This is a genomic window from Actinomycetota bacterium, from assembly GCA_035540895.1.
Lineage (GTDB): Bacteria > Actinomycetota > JAICYB01 > JAICYB01 > JAICYB01 > DATLFR01.
In genome coordinates this window covers 1-16,797 of record DATLFR010000144.1, presented here as the reverse complement: position 1 = coordinate 16,797, position 16,797 = coordinate 1, and the positions used below count along the sequence as shown (strand labels likewise).

Genomic DNA, 16,797 nt, shown 5'->3' with positions numbered 1-16,797 from the left:
GCTCCGTCCAGAGGATCGTCACGCTGTCGGACGGGTCGGCGATCCGCTTCACGGCCGCCGTCTTCCGCACCCCCGTGGGCAGGCGGGTGGACGGGGTGGGCATCCGTCCGGACGTCACGGTGGCGTCGGGCCCCGGCGATCCCGTCCTGGACCGGGCGCGCGCGATCCTGCGGACCTCCTCGGGCGACTGACGTGGCCGAGGGCGAGAAGACCGTCGTCTCGAACCGGAAGGCCTTCCACGACTACGCCATCGAGGACCGCTACGAGGCGGGGATCGTCCTGCGGGGAGCCGAGGTGAAGGCGCTGCGAGAGGCGCGGGCGACCATCCGGGACGCCTACGGCGCCGTCAAGGACGGAGAGGTGTGGCTGCTGGGCATGCAGATCTCGCCCTACTCGGCGCAGTCGACGCACGAGCAGCTCCCTCCTGAACGACCCCGGAAGCTCCTGCTGAAGCGCGGCGAGATAGAGCGCCTCCAGGTCAAGATCGGGCAGAAGGGGTACACGCTCGTGCCGCTGCGCGTGTACTTCTCGCACGGCCTGGCCAAGGTGGAGCTAGGCCTCGGCCGGGGCAAGCGCGCGCACGACAGGCGCGAAGCGATCGCCGAGAGGGACGCGAAGCGAGAGGTCGAGAGGGAGCTGCGGCGGCGGGACCGTTGAGCACGCCCGCGGTATCATGGGTCATCGCGACGGGGGTGAACTGGTTTCGACCGGGACGGCACCGGCGCGAGGGAAGCGAGCCGAGGTTCTCGGGACCCTCGTAAAACACCTGGGAAAACAAAGATAACTGCCGACACAGGCGCACTCGCTGCCTAACCACGGTTAGCAGCCGTCGGCCGGGGAAGCCCGCGGCCCCGGGTCCGACGTCATAAGCGGGCTCAAGCCCGGCGGGGGGCCTCGACCGCCGGGCGGATCTCACCGAGGCTGGGCCCCCGCAGGTAGCCCGCCGGCGGGCGGGGGCCGAGATACATCGGCGGGCTGCGCTCGGAGAAGCCTCGCGGCGGCCTTTCGGGACGGGGGTTCGACTCCCCCCACCTCCACCAGGGCCCGGCCACACGGCCGGGTCCTCTCGCGTGTTAGGACAGCGACATGACCCTGGTCGAGCTCGCCGCGGCGTCCGCCGTCTGCGCGCTCGGGGCGACCGTGCAGGGCTCGCTCGGGTTCGGTCTCAACCTCGTCGCGGTCCCGGTCCTGGTGGCGATCGACCCAGGCCTCGTCCCCGGTCCGGCGCTCGTGGCTGCGCTGGTGCTCACGATCCTGATCGCGCACAGGGAGCGGGCCACCATCGACCTGTTCGGCGTGAGGTGGGCGTTCGTGGGGCGGGTGCCGGGCACGCTGGCCGGGGGCGCGGCGGTCTCCCTGCTGCCCGAGCGTGACCTCGTCGTCATCCTGGCGGCCATGGTCCTGCTCGGCGTCGCCATGAGCGCAGGCGGTTGGTCGGTCGAACCGACCCTGCCCACGCTGCTGGGCGCGGGCGCGTTGTCCGGGCTCATGGGCACGGTCTCGTCCATCGGCGGGCCACCCATGGCCCTGCTCTACCAGCGGCGGACGGGAGCCGACATCCGGGGAACGCTCTCCGGGTTCTTCGTGGTGGGCGCGTCCCTGTCGCTCGTCACTCTCGCGGTCGTCGGCCGATTCGGACCCGAGCAGGTGAAGGCGTCCGCCGCCCTCATACCCGGGCTGCTGGTCGGGTTCGCCGTCTCCTCGCGCACGAAGGCCGCGTTGGACAAGGGGTGGACGAGGCCGGCGGTGCTCGGGTTGTGCGCGGTGTCCGCGGTCGCCGTGCTCGTCCGCCAGATCCTCTGAAGGCAGGGATCGGGCGCCCCTCGGAGAACTCCGACCACGGGACCACAACTGGGGTGAGGAGGGGACGTATGCGTCGTGGCAGGAGGTTGGGCGCGCTCGCGCTCGTGATCGGACTCGTCGCCGTCCCCGCGGGCGCACCGCAGGCCGACGACGGCGCCCCCGGCAGCTGGGGCTCCCCGTTCGCGGAGGACCCGCGGTTCGCCGAGCGGCCGCCGCAGACGCCGGAGGAGTCGACCGTCATCCCGGCCGCGGCGAGCGCAGCGGTCCTGCCGGACGGCCGGGTCCTCTACTGGAACGGCCTCCAGGGCAGCGAGACCGGTACCTACCCGCAGGCCGTGGACATCTCCCGCGTCACGACCCCGAGCGACAGCCGCGTCCTCGACCTGTCCGACCCCTTCGAGCCGGAGTGGACGGTCCCGGCGGTGCCTCATGGCGGGCGCGACGACATGTTCTGCGCCGACGTCCGCATCCTGTCGGATGGGCGGGTCATCGTGGTCGGCGGCACCCGGTGGGGTTACGACCCCCTCGACACGAAGGAGAGCGCCCCGCAGCTCGTCGACGCGTTCGAGTCCGGGACCGGCACGCCGGCCCCCCGCGGGGTCTCCGAGGTGTACGGGAGCAACGCGACCCGGTTCTTCGATCCCGTGGGGAACGGATGGGACGCGCCCGCAGCGTCCAACATGAACTACGGGCGCTGGTACCCGACGCTGCTGACCCTCCCGACCGGCGACATGTTCGTCGCGTCGGGGGTGGAGCAGCTGATCACGAACGAGCGGGGCCTGAACGTCCACGAGACCGAGATCCTCGACCTAAGCACCGGCACGTGGCGGGAGACCGGCCCGAACGGGTCGACGTCGCTCCCTCTCTTCCCGCGCCTCCACCTGCTGCCGAGCGGCAAGGTCTTCTACACGGGCACCGCCCAGATGTGGAGCCCGGCCGGCCAGGCGGTTGACCAGGCGCTCTGGGCCGTCCAGAAGGCCTACGACCCGCTCGACCCGGACAGCACCTGGCAGGTGACGGGGATCGGCGCCTTCGGACCGCGCAGCGGCGTCTTCTCCGTCATGCTCCCGCTCACGCCGGAGAACGGCTACTCCGCCGCCCGGTTCCTGATCGGCGGGGGCACGCTGGGCGTGACCCCCGGTTCGTACGTGGCGAACAACCTGACCGAGATCGTCACGGTCCGGGAGACGGACGCGGGGACCCAGTCGACCAGCGAGATCGCCGCGCCGCTCAACAACGCGCGCTGGTACTCGAGCGGCGTCCTGCTCCCCGACGGCAGCGTCGTCGCGGTGAGCGGCGGCGATCGCGACGAGGTGATCATGCCCCAGACCGAGTCGGCGGTCCGTCAGGCCGAGCTGTGGGACCCGGCGACGCAGACGTGGGCCCCCCTCGCGTCGGCGCGCCGGGAGCGCACCTATCACAACACCGCCGTCCTCCTCGCCGACGGCAGCGTGCTGGTGGGGGGGCACGCCCCCCTCAACAGCTTCTACGGCCCGACCGGAGCCGCCAGCCCGGGAGTGGTGTCCAACAACCTGAAGGACCCGTCCTTCGAGATCCTGCGGCCCCCCTACCTCGACCGGGGTCCCCGGCCGGCGATCACCGGCGTCCAGTCGGGGGTCGCTTGGGGATCGACCTTCGACCTCGGCGTCGAGAGCGGGGACGGGGTCGGGAAGGTCGTCCTCGTCCGCCTCCCGTCGACGACCCATGTGACCGACGCCGACATGCGCGCGGTCGAGCTCTCCTTCACGCAGGGGGACGGCGGCGCGCTCGAGGTCACGGCGCCCCCCACCTCGACGGTGGCGCCGCCCGGCTTCTACTACCTGTTCGCCCTCTCGGAGGAGGGGGTGCCGTCGAAGGCGCGCATCGTGAAGGTCGGGCCGGAGACCGATCCGACCCCGACATCGGACCCGATGCCCGGCGCCTGAGCTTGGGGGGAGGGGAGATCAGGCCGGCGGCCGCGCTCACGGGCGCGGTCGCCGCTCTCCTCTCCCTGGTCGGTCCGGGCGCACCGCCGGCCTCCGCGCACGGCAACGAGGTCCCTCAACGCGCAGCGATCACGCAGGCCCCGGACCTCCCCGGGCTCGAGGTGGAGGTCCTGCAGTCGATCGCCCCCGTGATCCAGCTCACCAACACCACCCAGCGGGTCGTCACCGTGCTCGACGACACGGGTGCCCCCTTCGTCCGCGTGGCGCGCGACCGGGCCGAGATGAACCGGGCATCGCCGTTCGCCCATCGGTCCCTCGACCCCCTGGGCCGAGGTTCCGGCCCCCGCGGTGCGGGACCGCCCGAATGGGTTGTGGTCGGGGGCTCCGGGGTGTGGCGGTGGTTCGACCCGCGAGCCAGGCTGGACCCGGGAGAGCGGTCGCGCGGATGGAGCATCGTGCTCGAGGTCGACGACCGACGTCTGAAGGTCGAGGGCCGGACGGAGGAGGTGGGTCTGCACGGTCACCTGACCGCGAGCCTGTCCGGGGTGACCCCTGCCGTTCCCGACCTCGAGGTGCGGGTCCTCGACGGACCCGTCCCCGCCCTGTTCGTGCGCTACCCGGGCAGCTCGACCCTCGGGTTCGCAGGTCTGAGCGGGGAGCCCTTCCTCAGGATCGGTCCCGACGGTGTCTGGGCCAACAAGCGCTCGCCCACCTGGTACATGTCGGGTGCCCAGGTCATCCAGGATGTCCCGCCGGAGGCCGACCCGTACGCCGACCCGGCCTTCGAGCGGGTCTCGCCTCAGCCGGTCTGGACCTGGCTCGAGTATCGGGCCAGGCTGCCCGAGCCAGACGCCGGCTACGACCTCGGGGATCGTCCGCGGGTGGTGTTGAGGTGGTCGACGCCGGGGTCCGTAGACGACGCGCCCCTCGCGATAGCGGGGGAGGTCCGATGGGAGCCGCCCGCGCCGGGTGAGGGTCGGGGGCGTGGCCCCGGTCCGTGGTGGCCGCTGGGAGCCGCCGCGGCGGGTGCGGCCCTCGTAGTGCTCCTCGTCCGTCGCCGCGGGTGAGGTCAGTCCAGTCGGAAGAGCTTCCTGAGACTTGCGACGGTCTCTCCGGGCCGGTCGTGCAGGATCGCCTCCATGCCGAGCCCGCGAGCCGCTTCGACGTTGGGCCGGGCATCGTCGACGAACACCGTCTCCGCGGCCCGGACGCCGAGGAGCTCGAGCGTGTGCTCGAAGATGCGCGGGTCCGGCTTGCGCAGGCCGACCCGGCCCGAGAGCACCACCTCGTCGAAGAGCGAGACGACCTCCGGGGGGTACTCGATGTCTCCGAGCGAGTTGGAGAGCATCGCGGTGGCCGCACCCGTCTCCCGGACCCGCCCCACCACCTCGAGCATCTCCGGGACCGGATAGGGGGCCCCGAAGATCCTCAGGGTCAGACCGCTGGGGTCGATGGGCTGTGCCAGCCCGTCGGAGAGCAGGGCCGCGAGGCGCTCCTCGAACTGCTCCCGGGTGATGAGCCCGAGCTCGACCGCGACCAGCGCATGGTCGTCCCCGCCCCCTCGGTACGCCTCGCGGATCACCGCGCGGAACCGCTGGGGGTCGATGCCCTCCGACTCGCAGAAGGCGGTGTATGACTCCCGCACGGACGGGGTGAGGACGCCGCCGAAGTCCACGACGAGGGCGCGGGGGGTCATCGGTGCATCTCACCAGTCACTCCGCCGATACGGCAAATGCACTGTTGCGTACACTGGCCGCGTCGGGCTCCATTGATCAGGGAGGGTCGAGATGGTGCGACCGATCGAGGAAGTCGTCCGGGCCGTGGACGAGGCGGACGTCGAGGGCCTGCGCAAGGTCGACGTCGACGACGTCTACAAGCAGATGGACCACATGATGCAGGCGCGGCCGTCGGCGATGGACCTGTACGACCGCTGGGAGAAGCAGCAGTGGGCCGTCCAGGACCTCGACTTCACGAAGGACAGGGAGGACTGGCAGAACCTGTTCGAGCCGATCCGGGAGGCTCTCCAGAACACGATGACCCTCTTCTTCATCGGTGAGCAGGCGGTGACGGACACGCTCGCTCCTCTGATCCTCGGCGCCCCGACCGAGGACGACAGGATCTTCCTATCGACGCAGATCGTGGACGAAGCCCGACACGCCCGGTTCTTCCAGAGGTTCTTCGAGGACGTGATCGGCGTCTCGGGGGGCCTGCACGGGGCCCTGGAGGCGGTCCGGCCCGAGGCGGTCTCCGGCTTCCAGCGGATCTTCGACCACCAGCTCGTCGACATCATGGACCGCGTCCGCCTGAACCCCACCGACCACGCCGCGTTCGTAGAGGGCGTGACCTGCTACCACCTCATCATCGAGGGGATGCTCGCCCTGACGGGCCAGAAGTTCTCGCTGCGGACGATCCGCCGGATCGGGATCCTGCCCGGTTTCTACGCCGGGTTCACCGCCGTGACCCGCGACGAGTCCCGGCACGTCAACTACGGCGTGGGGACCGCTCGTGACGCCGTGGCGGACGGGTACGCGCCGAACATCGAGTCGGTCATCGACTCCCTCATCGAACCGGCCTGCTGGACGATCATCGCCCCCGACCGCAAGTTCGCGATCAACGACCCGTCGATGATCCCGGAGGACCTGCGCATCAACCCGCGCGAGGTCATGGAGTTCTCGCTCTTCTCGCTCACGAAGCGTCTCCGGGTCATCGGGCTCTCGGACGGGTTCATCCGGCACGTGGAGCAGGTCGGGAACCGGACCTACGACGCCTGCGTCACCGAGTACGAGCAGCGCCACGGCGAGGAGCATCCCGTTCGCTGGTACGACCGCCAGGCGTCCTGAGATCGAGCGATCGGGCGGCCCCCACCGATCGGTGGGGGCCGCCCTAGTGCTCAGTGGACCTGGACCACGAACGCCACCGTCGGGGATGTCTCCCGCTGTCCGAGCGGCGCCCCGCAGACCATCTGCTGCGTCGTGATGGTCACCCGTCCCTCGTGGGCCCCGGGAGAGCGATAGCGGTGGAAGGTCTTGAAGGTGTGCTCGAGGCCGGCGGCATGGACGACCTCCGAGCACGGCAGCGAGACGCCCCCGGGGGGCCGGGTATGCGGTCCGTCGCCGTAGTGCAGGTCGAACTCGACCATGACTGCGAACGGGTCCGGGTCGGACACCCGCCACGTGAAGGTCACCTCTTCCCCGGCCGCCGGCGCGGCCGGTTCTACGGAGACCAGCTCCACCCGTGCGTTCCCCGCGTCTGCGGCGACCGCCGGCGCGACCGGCTGCAGCGCGACCACCGTCACCGCGGCCATCAGAACGAGCGTCCTACGCACCGCTGCTCACCCCCTCTACCCCCAAGGCGTCTCCCAACGCTAGCGTGCGCTTGACCGTGTCCCCCGGCCACGTGCACGAGAACATCGTGAGGGACGCCCTCCGGGGATCGCACGTCGTGGCCGATCTTCCCTGGTCGGCGAGCCCGATCGCATGTCCGAGCTCGTGTGTGAGGACCGCTCGGAGGTCAAGCCAGGGTCCGGCCGACGTCCCCCACGGGTACAGGGGGTCCAGGACGATGTCCCACCCCTGGGGCTTCCCGGTCTCGGGGTCGCTCTGCAGCAGGATGCAGGCGACGTGGGTCCTCTGCTCGCACAGGTTCGACGAGAACCGGACCGTGTTCACGCCGTCGTAGGTGATCGTGGACATCGCGGTCCGCGCGCCGGCGAGCCAGAACCCGAACCCGGACCGGTCCGGCCGCCCGCAATCGTTGGCCTCGTCGTTCCAGGTCCGGCCGGCCTGGCTCAGGGCGCTCCACACCGCGGAGGCATCCAGGTTCGCCGGCATGCCGCCGGTCACCAGCTCCATCCTCTGCAGCGCTGGCATCCCGGCCACCGTGAACCGGTCCGCGAGGCGGCCCCAGGTGGCATCCGAGCATCTGACCGCAGCCGTCGGCGTCGGTCCCGGCGGCTCCGGGAGCCAGGTGAGCCCGGGAGCCGAGACCGTGTGGATCCTCATCGCGTCCGCCGCGACCGGCGTCGCGAAGGACGCCGCCATGCAGAGCGCCAGGACCAGTCGCGCTAGCGTCTTCATCATGTTCCCCTCCCCATCAGGTGGATGATCTGTATCGGCTCCCGCCACGCCCAGACGGGATGGCACCGGTCGTCGGAGGCTCGACACGCCACGAGTTCGAACCCGCCGCGGGGCGAGGTCCGGCGGTACGTGTAGACGCTTCCGTCGGGCGTCCAGTGGAGCTCCCCGTCAGCCCGTCCCTCCTCGAGATGGTGCGGCGCACGCCCGGGGGTCACGATGCTCAGCCGGGTCTCGGCGTCGCCTCCGTCCCTGGCGCGTGTCTCCTGGACGATCAGCCGAGAACCGTCCGGGGAGACGCGGCCGTCCGCACGGGCGGGCATGTAGTCGGTCTCCCACAGGACGCGTCCGTCGGCGTGCGCGAGGGTCAGGACCCGGTGCCCGCGCTGTGCGGTGAGGACCTGTCCCGAGCGAGGGATCGTCTGCAGGATCTTCCCGGGGGGTCCCTGGACAGCCGCAGCCCCCATGCGCACCAGCAGGTTCTCCCGGGAGCGCTCGAGGAGGACCGCGTCCTTCTCTCCCCATCGCACGCCGAGGACGTCGTCCCACGACCCGAGCTCCACCGGGTCGTGTTCCCCGCCGAGCTCCCGCACCGAGATGGTGGCGGACACGCCCGCACACCCTTCCTCGTCGGGCGCGCACGTATGCACGGCCGAGGGCGTGGCGTAGACGACCCTTCGCCCGCCGGCCTCGACGTCCGCCGCGACGGCTCTCCCGAGATCGAGGATCGGCCGACCTCGCCCGTCGTGGATCGTGACGTGCGGGTCCGCCTCGAAGTGTCCCTGACCGAGCTCGGGCCGACGGTCCGTGGTCACGAGGAGCAGTCCGCCGCTGCTGGAGACACGTTCGTTGGGAGCCAGCCGTCGGATCCGCTCGATCTGTCCCGTAGGGCCCCGGGAGGCTAGGAGCTGTCCTCCCGTGGCCAGGTCCCGGGTGAACAGGATCGCCCCCGCCTGCGCCGAGACCGGACGGGCGGCCGCGTCCGCCGCCGGGTCGATGCCCCCGGTCGGCCCGCCCCCCGTGCACGCGCTCGGTAGTAGGGCCGCCGTGCACAGGACCGCCGCCGCGGCCCTGTGCACCCGGGTCCTATGCAGGGCGTCACTCATCCTCGCTCATCCAGACGTCCTCGGGCCCGTCCCGCATCGCGGCTCCCTCCGGGTCCTCCACGTCGGTCCCGTCCGTCGCCGAGTCCTCCAGCCTCACCGAGACCTCGGCGAGCGAGGGACCCTCGGCCGGTGGGTGGTTGCCCGTCGTGGGCGGGCTGCTGTACCCGCCGTAGCAGATGCCGCCCTTCGCGGTCCTGTCCCGACCGGACGGGTCCGTCGACGGCCAGACGAAGCCGCCTCCGGTGGCCGGGTTGTCCTTGCGGATGTCCAGGTGGTTGTGGGGGTCGTCGTAGCAGAAGATGCCGTGGAACTCGGACGTCTTGGCCAACCCGCGCATGTGGCCCTGGTGGACGTGCTTCATCTTCCCGTCCATCGCTGTTCCGTACATGTGCTGGCTCTGGGAGGCCCCCTTCACGCAGGAGTTGTAGTTCACGGACCGGAAGCCCGACCCGATGTAGACGGGGCTGACCCGCCTGTGGCGAAGGACCTCCAGCCGATACATCAGCCTCCGCACGTTCTCCCGGACGGTCTTGGCGTCGACCCGCCCGCCGTTGAACGTCCCTGCGTTGGAGGTGGAGCATCTCGTGCCCTTCTTCTCATGGAACTCGCTCCACGAGAAGTGCAGCGTGGACCCGTCGGAACGTTCGAGCCCCTTCAGCTTGTCGAAGTCGTCGCCGTCGGCTCGGCCGTCGATCGGGAGGCCGTACGCCTTCTGGAAGTTCTTCACCGCCCGCTCCGTCTTCGTCCCGAAGCTCGAGTCGAGCGGGAAGTGCTCGTGGCACGGGACGCCGGCGCAGTTCGAGTACCAACCGGCCACCCGGATCTGCAGCTCGAGCACATCAGCGCCGGAGCTCCCGCGTGCGAGCGTGCGGGAGCCGAAGGTAGACGCGAGCGCCTCGGGTGCCGGGGTGATCACCGCTGCCGAGACGAGAAGCGCGGAGATGGCGAGCGCCCCGAGGCAACGGTATGCATGGCGCGAGGTTGTCATGGTGCCTCCTGCGAGCCGTGGGGAAGGCCGCGGGGAAGGCTCCTGCAAGGTAGCACCGGGGGCCGACACCTGGCCCCCTTACACTGGCCCCCCACGAGGAGAGGGGGTGACATGACGGAGGCGATCAGGCTCACCGCCTACTCGCACGGCGCGGGTTGAGCGTGCAAGCTCGGACTCGAGGACCTAGGTGAGGTCCTCCGTGCCTTCGGCTCCCACCCCGCCGACCCCAGCGTCCTCGTCGGGCTCGACGAAGCGGACGACGCAGCGGTCCTGCGGACGGGTGGGTCGGACGCGCTCGTCCTCACGACGGACTTCTTCACCCCCGTAGTGGACGACGCCTACGACTGGGGCCGCATCGCGGCGTGCAACGCCCTCTCCGACGTCTACGCGATGGGAGGCCGCCCGGCATGGGCTCTCAACCTGGTCGGGTGGCCGCGCGAGACCCTGCCGCTCAGCCTGCTCGCGGACGTGCTGCGCGGCGGGGCGGACGCGGCCGCGGGCGCCGGGACGGTCATCGTCGGGGGGCATACGGTGGACGACCCGGAGCCCAAGTACGGGATGTGCGTGGTCGGGTTCGTCGATCCCGAGCGGGCGATGCGGCTCGATGGGGCCGTGCCCGGGGACGTGCTCATCCTCACGAAGCCCATAGGCACCGGTATCGTCACGACCGCTCTGAAGAGGGATATGGCGCCCTCGGGCGCGGTCGATTCCGCGGTCGACTCGATGACGACGCTCAACGCAGCGGCGGCCGAGGCGTTCGTCCGCGAGGGTGTCCGGGCCTGCACGGACGTGACCGGCTTCGGGCTCCTCGGTCATCTCCATCGGATGATGAAGGCGTCCGGGACGGCGGCCACGATCGAAGCTGGAGCCGTCCCGCTCCTCCCACACGCCGCCGAGCTGGCCGAGGCCGGGGCCGTGCCCGGCGGGACCTCGCGCAACCTGGAGGCCGTGCGCCCTCACCTCCGGCTCGGCGAGGTCCCTCGGTCGGTCGAGGTCCTGCTCGCCGATGCTCAGACGTCAGGAGGCCTGTTGGGGGCCTGTCCTGAGGATGTGGCCCAGGGGCTCGCCGCACGCGGGGTGGGATCCCTGATCGGGCGGATCGTCGAAGGCCCCCCCGGCACCATCGAGGTCGACGCTTGACCACGCCTCCGCCGATCGCGAGCGACGTCCTGGAGTTCGTCGGTGGCTCCGTCATGATCACGCTCGGCGCGGAGGATGGCTGCGCCGAGATCTGCCTGAAGGTCGAGGGAGACAACCCGTCGGGCTCGATAAAGGACCGCGCGGTCCTCGCGATGATCGCCGACGCCGAGCGGCGCGGGCTCCTCCGGCCGGGGGCGGCGATCGTCGAGGCTTCCACCGGGAACACCGCGACGGCCCTCGCGGTGATCGGTCGGGCGAAGGGGTACCGGGTCGTGGTGGTGGCTCCCGAGGACATGCCTGCCCCGCGGAGGGCCAACCTCGAGATCCTCGGCGTCGAGCTCATCCTGACCGACCCCGCGGAGCGGATGTCGGGCGCGATCCGCCACGCCGACCGGCTCGCCCGAGAAGGGGCGGTGGTCCTGCACCAGTTCTCGAACCCGGCCGCCGTGTCCGCGCATCACGCCACCGGCGAGGAGATCTGGACCCAGTGCGACGGAGGGGTCGACGGGTTCGTGGCCGGCGTCGGGACGGGAGCCACGCTCTCCGGCTGCGCGGCCGTACTGAAGGAACGCAACCCCTCGTGCGTCACGACCGCCGTCGAGCCGGCGGAGTCCGCGGTGCTCTCCGGGGGTCGACCCGGCGAGCACCGGATCCCGGGGATGGGAGCCGGCTTCGTCCCGCAGCTGTTCCGGCGCGAGCTCGTCGACGAGGTCTATCCGGTGCCGTGGTGGGAGGCGCACGAGGCGGTCCGGGAGCTGGGACGGCACGCGGGGTTCTTCTTCGGCCCCTCCACGGGTGCCGTCCTCATGGCTGCTCGCGCTCTCGCTCGCCGACTGGGAGCGGGGAGACGGGTGGTGGGCATCGCGGCCGACTGGGGGGAGCGCAACGTCGACGTCCTGATCGGGCCGCCCTGACCGGAGACCGTCCTTTCGCCGTCGTGGGAGCATACGGCGATGGACGAGATGCCCATCGGGCAGGCCCTCGACCGGCTGGCCGCCGAGGCGCCGGACATGCCCGCGATCACCTGCGGGCCCCGGACGGTCACCCGGGCCGAGCTCGCGAGCCGGACGAACCGGCTCGCCCGGGCCTACGAGCGGCTCGGCGTCCGGACCGACGACTACGTGGCCATCGCCCTCCCCAACTCGATCTCCTTCTTCGAGGCGGCGGTCGCCGCCTGGAAGCTCGGAGCGATCCCGCAGCCGATCTCATCGCGGCTGCCCCGAGCCGAGCGGGAGGCGATCCTGGACCTGGCCGAGCCCGCGCTCGTCGTCGGGCTCCCGGACGGCACCCACACCGGACCGACGCTCCCGCCGGGTCACGAACCGGACCCGTCCCTGCCTGACGACCCGCTCCCTGAGCGCGTGGGCAGGTCGTGGAAGGCGCCCACCTCGGGCGGGAGCACCGGCCGGCCGAAGATCATCGAGTCGGGAGCTCCCGGACTCACCCAGCCGATCGTCTGCGCCGTCTTCGGCATCGTCCCCGACGGCACGCAGCTCGTGGCGGGCCCCCTGTACCACAACGCGCCGTTCATGTTCTCGTCGCTCGGGCTGTTCTCCGGCAACCACCTCGTCGTGATGGAGAGGTTCGACGCCGCGGGCTGGCTCGATCTGGCCGAGAGGCACCGCGCCGACTGGGCGTGGATGGTCCCGACCATGATGGGCCGGATCTCCCGTCTCCCCGACCATGCGCGCTACGACGTGTCCGCCCTTCAGCGGGTCTGGCACGGAGCGGCTCCCTGTCCGCCCTGGGTGAAGGAGGCCTGGATCACCTGGCTCGGTCCCGACCGGGTCTGGGAGCTCTACGCCGGCACCGAGGCACAGGGAGTAACCATCATCAGCGGCACGGAGTGGCTCGTGCACCGAGGCTCGGTGGGACGTCCGATAGTGGGGGACATCAGCGTCCGGGGACCGGACGGCGACGAGCTGCCCGCTGGGGAGGTGGGGGAGGTGTTCATGCGGGGCCCGGACCCGTCGCGTCCGACCTACCGGTACGTGGGGGCCGACCCGGTCGAGCGCGACGGCTGGGAGACGATCGGGGACATGGGCTGGCTCGACGAGGACGGGTACCTGTACCTCGCCGACCGCCGGACGGACCTGATCCTGCGGGGCGGCGCCAACGTGTACCCCGCGGAGGTGGAGGCGGCCCTGGGAGAGCACCCGAGGGTCGCGGGCGCGGCGGTCATCGGCCTCCCCGACCCGGATCTGGGCCAGCGCGTCCACGCCATCGTGCAGACGGAGGGGGAGGTGGGCGACGACGAGCTGCGGTCCTTCCTGGCCGAGCGGCTCGTCTCCTACAAGATCCCCGAGACCTTCGAGCGCACAGCGGAGCCCTTGCGCGACGACGCGGGGAAGATCCGCAGGGCTGCCCTCCGGGACGCCCGGCTGCCGGAACTCCCACCCGAGGGGTAGGAGTTCGAACCTCCTCCCGCCATGGGTCGCCTCTATCATGGTGCCGGTTGTTCTTAGAGCGGAAGACCCATGCTGCGTATCCCCAGGACCCTCGCCGACGCCATGATCGCCCAGTGCCGGGCCGAGATGCCCAACGAGGCGTGCGGCCTGCTGGCGGGAAGAGACGGCGAGGTGACGCGGTTGTTCCAGATGACCAACGCCGAGCGCTCGCCGGTCCTGTACCGGATGGACCCGAAGGAGCAGCTCCAGGTGTTCCGCGAGATGGAAGAGGAGGGTCTGGAGCTGGTGGGCATCTATCACTCGCACACGCGCTCACCGGCCTACCCCTCGAAGACGGACGAGGATTGGGCCTACTACCCCGAGGCCGCGTACGTGATCGTCTCGTTCGCCGACCCGGCCGCCCCGGTCGTTAGGGCTTGGCGGATAGTCGACCAGGCCGTTCGCGAGGAGATCGAGCTGGAGCTCGCATGAGGGACCTCAGCGAGGAGCAGGTCCACCGGTACGCCCGCCACATCATCCTCCCCGAGGTGGGAGGCGAGGGGCAGCGCCGCCTCATGGACTCGAAGGTGCTCGTGGTGGGCGCGGGCGGTCTCGGCTCCCCGGTCGCGCTCTACCTCGCCGCCGCGGGGGTGGGGACGCTCGGCCTCGTCGACGACGACCTTGTCGAGCTGACGAACCTCCAGCGACAGATCCTGCACGGGACGTCCGATATCGGGCGGCCCAAGGTCGAGTCCGGACGGGACACGATCGCCCACGTCAACCCGGAGGTGGAGGTCCGGACCCACCTCGTGCGACTGGGGTCCGGCAACGCGATGGACATCCTCGCCGGATACGACCTGGTGGTGGACGGGTCGGACAACTTCCCTACCCGATACCTCGCCAACGACGCCGCGCGGATGGGCGGTCTACCGCTCGTGACCGGTGCCATCTTCCAGTTCGAGGGGCAGGTCACCGTCTTCGATCCACGCGTCGACGTTTCCCCCTGCTACCGCTGCCTCTTCCCGAACCCGCCTCCCCCCGGGTCGGTCCCGAACTGCGCCCAGGCAGGCGTGTTCGGGGTGCTCGCCGGCGTGGTCGGCTGCATACAGGCGACCGAGGCCATCAAGGTCCTCACGGGCATCGGCCGGCCGCTCGTCGGCTCCCTCCTGCTCTACGACGCGCTCGAGATGTCGTTCACGAAGGTCCGGGTCGTCCGCGACGAGCGATGTCCGCTCTGTGGACCCGAGCCGAGCATCACTTCCCTCATCGACTACGAACACTTCTGCGGGGTGAACACATGAGCATCCAGGTCCGTATCCCTACCGTTCTCAGGAAGCACACGGGTGACCAAGCCACGGTCCAGGCCAGCGGGACGACGCTGGCGCAGGTGATCGACGACATCGACGCACGGCATCCCGGGTTCCGGGCCGCCGTCGTCTCCGAGGACGGCGCGCTCCACCGGTTCATCAACGTGTACGTGAACGACGAGGACGTTCGGTTCCTCGAATCGCTGCAGACCCCGCTCAAGGACGGCGATACGGTCAGTGTCCTGCCCGCCGTGGCGGGAGGCTGACCCCGTGCGGCACCCTTCCATCCTCGACACGATCGGGGACACGCCACTCGTCGAGCTGCGGGAGCTCTCCCCAGCCGGCTCCCGCGTCTACGTGAAGCTGGAGGGACAGAACCCCACCGGGTCCGTGAAGGACCGCATCGCGCTCGCCATGATCGAGGCCGCGGAGGCCGACGGCGCCCTGGAGGAGGACCGGGTCCTGCTCGAGCCGTCCTCGGGGAACACCGGGATCGCCCTCGCGCTCGTCGCCCGCCTGAAGGGGCTGCGGCTGGCGGTCGTGATGCCGGAGTCGGCCTCCTCCGAGCGGCGGGAGCTGTTGAGCATCTACGGCGCCGAGATCCATCTGTCCCCGGGGGACCAGGGCACGAACGGGGCGATACGGGTGGCCGAGGAGATGGCCCGCGACCCGAAGTACCTGATGCTGAACCAGTACGAGAACGCGGCGAACCCGCGCGCGCACGAGCAGGGTACGGCGGCCGAGATCCTGCGCGACCTGCCCGATGTGGACATGTTCGTCGCCGGGCTCGGAACCGGCGGCACCCTGACCGGGGTCGGGCGGGCGCTGAAGGCACACGACCCCGCCATCAAGGTGGTTGCGGCCGAGCCCCCCGCGGGGGACCTGGTCCAGGGTCTGCGCTCCCTCGAGGAGGGCTACATCCCCCCGATCCTCGACGTGTCCGTCATCGACCGCAAGTTCATGGTCGGATCCTTCGATGCCTTCCGGATGACCCGGACGCTGTTCGAGCGCGAGGGGATCTTCGCCGGCATCTCGGGCGGCGCCGCCGTCCATGCGGCCCTGCGAGCGGTCGACTCGTTGAAGACCAGGTCCGTCGTGGTGCTCCTCGCGGACGGGGGGTGGAGGTACATGTCCACCGGCGTGCACAGCGCCGATCCCGACGAGGTGTCGCGCCGGCTCGAGGGACAGATCTGGTGGTGACGACGGACCCGTCCCGCCCGATCGGCATCTTCGACTCGGGCCTCGGCGGCCTGACCGTCGCCCGAGCGGTGATCGACCACCTCCCGCGCGAGTCGATCGTGTACTACGGGGACAACGGCCGGTACCCCTACGGCACGAAGCCCCTGGCCGACGTCCACCGGTACGCCACCGAGATCATCGACCACCTGCTGGCCGACGGCGTGAAGCTGGTGGTGGTCGGCTGCAACTCCGCGTCGTCGGCCCTGTGGAGGCTCGGGCGTCCGAAGCTGCCCGTCCCGCTCGTGACGGTGATCAACCCGCCCGCCCAGACCGCGGTCCGGCTCACCCGGAACGGCCGCATCGGTGTCATCGGGACCCCCGCCACGATCGAGTCCGGACAGTACGAGGAGGCGATCGCGCTGACCCGCCGGCCCGTCGAGGTCGTGTCGGAGGCGTGTCCGGACTTCGTGCGCTTCGTCGAGACGGGCGAGACGACGGGCCCCCAGGTGATGGAGGCGGCCAGGAACTACCTCGAGCCCATGAAGAGGGCCGGGGTGGACACGCTGATACTCGGATGCACGCACTACCCGCTGCTCTCGGCCACCATCCAGTACGTGATGGGTCCGGACGTCCTGCTCGTGTCGTCGGCCGAGGAGACCGCCAAGGACGTCTACACCGTCCTCGTGGCCAACGACATGCTCTCGGCGAACGCCGAGGCCTCGTACGAGTTCCGGACGTCCGGTGACGAGCACGAGTTCCAACGTCTCGGGCACCGGTTCCTGGGACCCGAGATCGCCACGGTCAAACGACATCCACTCGGTTAGCGCTACGCTTGTCGCTCTACAGGGGTGGCCGGCGGGGGACGGCCGGGAGGTCGCATGCGCGTAAC

At 70.8% G+C, this 16,797-nt stretch carries 19 protein-coding genes and 1 other RNA gene; 15 read left to right on the top strand and 5 right to left on the bottom strand.

Annotated elements, in window-relative coordinates:
* From VM840_08245 to VM840_08220, 6 genes are all read left to right on the top strand, one after another.
* Positions 1–191: S41 family peptidase (locus VM840_08245; protein ID HVL81565.1), on the top strand; the 191-nt coding region annotated here is incomplete at its 5' end.
* A 1-nt stretch (position 192) separates the two neighbouring features.
* Entirely contained in the window at positions 193–657 is a 465-nt protein-coding gene (gene smpB / locus VM840_08240; GenBank protein ID HVL81564.1) for an SsrA-binding protein SmpB, read from the top strand.
* A 31-nt stretch (positions 658–688) separates the two neighbouring features.
* Positions 689–1,040, top strand: a transfer-messenger RNA (tmRNA) gene (ssrA, locus tag VM840_08235).
* A gap of 46 nt (positions 1,041–1,086) precedes the next feature.
* The gene (locus tag VM840_08230) at positions 1,087–1,803 is read left to right on the top strand and encodes a sulfite exporter TauE/SafE family protein (protein ID HVL81563.1); all 717 of its coding nucleotides are present in this window, start codon (positions 1,087–1,089) and stop codon (positions 1,801–1,803) included.
* 68 nt (positions 1,804–1,871) lie between these two features.
* The gene (locus VM840_08225; protein HVL81562.1) at positions 1,872–3,728 is read left to right on the top strand and encodes a galactose oxidase early set domain-containing protein; all 1,857 of its coding nucleotides are present in this window, start codon (positions 1,872–1,874) and stop codon (positions 3,726–3,728) included.
* A gap of 2 nt (positions 3,729–3,730) precedes the next feature.
* On the top strand, positions 3,731–4,795 hold the full coding sequence (locus VM840_08220) for a hypothetical protein (protein HVL81561.1): 1,065 nt from the start codon (positions 3,731–3,733) through the stop codon (positions 4,793–4,795).
* 2 nt (positions 4,796–4,797) lie between these two features.
* On the opposite strand, the gene VM840_08215 is transcribed toward VM840_08220, so the two are convergent.
* A complete protein-coding gene (locus tag VM840_08215) occupies positions 4,798–5,424 on the bottom strand; it encodes an HAD family phosphatase (GenBank protein HVL81560.1) in 627 nt (208 codons plus the stop codon).
* A gap of 91 nt (positions 5,425–5,515) precedes the next feature.
* Between VM840_08215 and VM840_08210 the strand changes: the two genes are divergently transcribed.
* Positions 5,516–6,568 (top strand): ribonucleotide-diphosphate reductase subunit beta, encoded by a 1,053-nt coding sequence (locus tag VM840_08210; GenBank protein ID HVL81559.1) that lies wholly within the window; start codon positions 5,516–5,518, stop codon positions 6,566–6,568.
* A 50-nt stretch (positions 6,569–6,618) separates the two neighbouring features.
* Here VM840_08210 and VM840_08205 read toward each other — a convergent pair whose 3' ends face one another.
* The 4 genes from VM840_08205 to VM840_08190 are packed head-to-tail and all read right to left on the bottom strand — an operon-like array spanning position 6,619 to position 9,895.
* Positions 6,619–7,032: a hypothetical protein gene (locus tag VM840_08205; GenBank protein HVL81558.1), complete on the bottom strand. Its 414-nt coding sequence runs from the start codon at positions 7,030–7,032 to the stop codon at positions 6,619–6,621.
* A 13-nt stretch (positions 7,033–7,045) separates the two neighbouring features.
* Positions 7,046–7,804 (bottom strand): hypothetical protein, encoded by a 759-nt coding sequence (locus VM840_08200; GenBank protein ID HVL81557.1) that lies wholly within the window; start codon positions 7,802–7,804, stop codon positions 7,046–7,048.
* On the bottom strand, positions 7,804–8,907 hold the full coding sequence (locus VM840_08195) for a hypothetical protein (protein HVL81556.1): 1,104 nt from the start codon (positions 8,905–8,907) through the stop codon (positions 7,804–7,806). The genes VM840_08200 and VM840_08195 overlap by 1 nt, the downstream gene beginning before the upstream one ends.
* Complete coding sequence (locus VM840_08190; protein ID HVL81555.1) at positions 8,900–9,895, bottom strand: D-Ala-D-Ala carboxypeptidase family metallohydrolase; 996 nt, start codon at positions 9,893–9,895, stop codon at positions 8,900–8,902. The genes VM840_08195 and VM840_08190 overlap by 8 nt, the downstream gene beginning before the upstream one ends.
* Before the next feature lie 111 nt (positions 9,896–10,006).
* On the opposite strand from VM840_08190, the gene selD reads away from it, so the two are divergent.
* The 8 genes from selD (at position 10,007) to murI (ending at position 16,732) form a co-directional block, all read left to right on the top strand.
* Entirely contained in the window at positions 10,007–11,035 is a 1,029-nt protein-coding gene (gene selD, locus VM840_08185; protein ID HVL81554.1) for a selenide, water dikinase SelD, read from the top strand.
* Entirely contained in the window at positions 11,032–11,949 is a 918-nt protein-coding gene (locus tag VM840_08180; GenBank protein HVL81553.1) for a cysteine synthase family protein, read from the top strand. The genes selD and VM840_08180 overlap by 4 nt, the downstream gene beginning before the upstream one ends.
* A gap of 39 nt (positions 11,950–11,988) precedes the next feature.
* Positions 11,989–13,443: an AMP-binding protein gene (locus VM840_08175; GenBank protein ID HVL81552.1), complete on the top strand. Its 1,455-nt coding sequence runs from the start codon at positions 11,989–11,991 to the stop codon at positions 13,441–13,443.
* A gap of 69 nt (positions 13,444–13,512) precedes the next feature.
* Positions 13,513–13,914: a M67 family metallopeptidase gene (locus VM840_08170; protein HVL81551.1), complete on the top strand. Its 402-nt coding sequence runs from the start codon at positions 13,513–13,515 to the stop codon at positions 13,912–13,914.
* The gene (gene moeB, locus VM840_08165; GenBank protein ID HVL81550.1) at positions 13,911–14,723 is read left to right on the top strand and encodes a molybdopterin-synthase adenylyltransferase MoeB; all 813 of its coding nucleotides are present in this window, start codon (positions 13,911–13,913) and stop codon (positions 14,721–14,723) included. The genes VM840_08170 and moeB overlap by 4 nt, the downstream gene beginning before the upstream one ends.
* On the top strand, positions 14,720–14,995 hold the full coding sequence (locus VM840_08160) for a MoaD/ThiS family protein (GenBank protein HVL81549.1): 276 nt from the start codon (positions 14,720–14,722) through the stop codon (positions 14,993–14,995). The genes moeB and VM840_08160 overlap by 4 nt, the downstream gene beginning before the upstream one ends.
* 4 nt (positions 14,996–14,999) lie before the next feature.
* A complete protein-coding gene (locus tag VM840_08155; protein ID HVL81548.1) occupies positions 15,000–15,929 on the top strand; it encodes a cysteine synthase family protein in 930 nt (309 codons plus the stop codon).
* Entirely contained in the window at positions 15,923–16,732 is an 810-nt protein-coding gene (gene murI, locus VM840_08150) for a glutamate racemase (GenBank protein ID HVL81547.1), read from the top strand. The genes VM840_08155 and murI overlap by 7 nt, the downstream gene beginning before the upstream one ends.
* Positions 16,733–16,797 lie beyond the last annotated feature (65 nt).